A 269-nucleotide genomic window follows, 5' to 3' on the forward strand; every position below is an offset into this window, starting at 1 on the left:
GCAGCGGACGGCATGGCCAGGGCTGTCACTGGTGATGACGTTGGAGAGGCGAACAAGCCGCTCGCCGGACAGGCGATGCATTATGGCCTGGGGGCGGCACTCGGCCTTGCGTACGGCGTTGCGGCAGCCTTCGAACCTCGGGTGACGACGGCGTCGGGGACGCTGTTCGGGCTGACCACCGCTACCGTGCTGGACGAGGGCGCGGTGCCGGCAATGGGGCTCGCCGACGCGCCGTGGAAGACGCCGGCGTCGGGGCATCTGTACTCGCT

Annotated in this window: 1 protein-coding gene; it reads left to right on the forward strand. The window is 69.9% G+C overall.

What is annotated here, in order from left to right:
* Positions 1–269, forward strand: a 269-nt coding sequence (locus tag AC0IYH_RS31805; protein ID WP_471838258.1) for a DUF1440 domain-containing protein, incomplete at both ends; no start/stop codon positions are given.

The sequence above is a fragment of the Pseudomonas sp. AC463 genome (assembly GCF_979253585.1).